Source organism: Winogradskyella psychrotolerans RS-3 (assembly GCF_000427335.1).
In the GTDB taxonomy this organism is placed as follows: Bacteria; Bacteroidota; Bacteroidia; order Flavobacteriales; family Flavobacteriaceae; genus Winogradskyella; species Winogradskyella psychrotolerans.
This window is the reverse complement of record NZ_ATMR01000135.1, coordinates 1-823: the sequence shown is the minus strand read 5'-3', so window position 1 is coordinate 823 and position 823 is coordinate 1. Positions and strand designations below refer to the sequence as shown.

Sequence of the window (823 nt, the reverse complement as noted above, 5' to 3'; positions counted from 1 at the left end):
ATAATTGAATTAAATCCTCTAGGGCAGGTGGTTTTTGCTCCAACAGGTTTTTAAGATCGGCTTTGGCAGATGCAACTTTTGGCCAGGGGGTGTTCAGAAAGGCGTTGGAGAGGCCATGGATTCCAGAAGGCACTTGCTGTATGTCTCCACCATGGTTGGAAAACACCATCAATTCATCCTTTTCGGCCACCAATAGATTGAAACCATTGTAGTCCTTTTTAATTTTTTCTATTTGAGTCAGATAAGCCTCAGGAGATAAATTTCCATTTTAAAAAGCCGGTAACCAGTTCACCCCTGGTTCTGCTTAATGGCTTCTCGTTTTTAGGATCTCTAAAATTGGTTAAAGCAGCAAATTTACCATTGGGATGGAAGCCCAGCCATGTACCTCCCCCTTTTAAGTCCTTCCCAGCAAATATGCCATTGTCCCATTGATGGAGGCCTTTGGTAGGTCGGTTAAAATACTCATCCCTGTTTGCGACTAGAATTAATTTGTATTCCGGATGCTGGTTCCAGCTAAATGTTAATAAGCACATGTCGTAAAATTACGCAGCTACTTTCAGAATCAAAAAATCCTTACCATGGATATTTTCGATTATTATTTTAATACGATAATTATCGTAGTATAATTTGTAATTTACGAAAATTTGTCGTATATATTTGATACGAAATAAATCGTACTATAGATGATAGACAAACCAACAGCAGCAGAACTAGAAGTATTGGCCGTTTTATGGGACGTAGAACAGGGCAGTGTGCGGCAGGTGCATGAAAAGTTATCCCAGACCAAGGAAACAGGGTAATACGACAACCCTCAAAATCATGC

3 protein-coding genes are annotated in these 823 nt (G+C 39.9%); 1 reads left to right on the top strand and 2 read right to left on the bottom strand.

The annotated features are described in order from the left end of the window. Together ADIWIN_RS21680 and ADIWIN_RS22215 are read right to left on the bottom strand one after the other, a co-directional pair. The coding region (locus tag ADIWIN_RS21680) for an NRDE family protein (protein WP_262507769.1) at positions 1–223 on the bottom strand (223 nt) is incomplete at its 3' end. Positions 224–248: 25 nt separating this feature from the next. Beyond that, positions 249–533, bottom strand: coding sequence for an NRDE family protein (locus ADIWIN_RS22215; RefSeq protein WP_051155474.1), 285 nt, complete (start codon positions 531–533; stop codon positions 249–251). Positions 534–683: 150 nt separating this feature from the next. Here ADIWIN_RS22215 and ADIWIN_RS22210 point away from each other — a divergent pair, with 150 nt between their 5' ends. Further along, a complete protein-coding gene (locus ADIWIN_RS22210; protein WP_020894764.1) occupies positions 684–800 on the top strand; it encodes a BlaI/MecI/CopY family transcriptional regulator in 117 nt (38 codons plus the stop codon). The last annotated feature ends 23 nt before the right edge of the window (positions 801–823 follow it).

Excerpts from the sequence above, each read along its gene's own strand:
- ADIWIN_RS22215 (WP_051155474.1), bottom strand. The coding sequence starts at position 533 with ATGTGCTTATTAACATTTAGCTGGAACCAGCATCCGGAATACAAATTA.
- ADIWIN_RS22210 (WP_020894764.1), top strand. The coding sequence starts at position 684 with ATGATAGACAAACCAACAGCAGCAGAACTAGAAGTATTGGCCGTTTTA.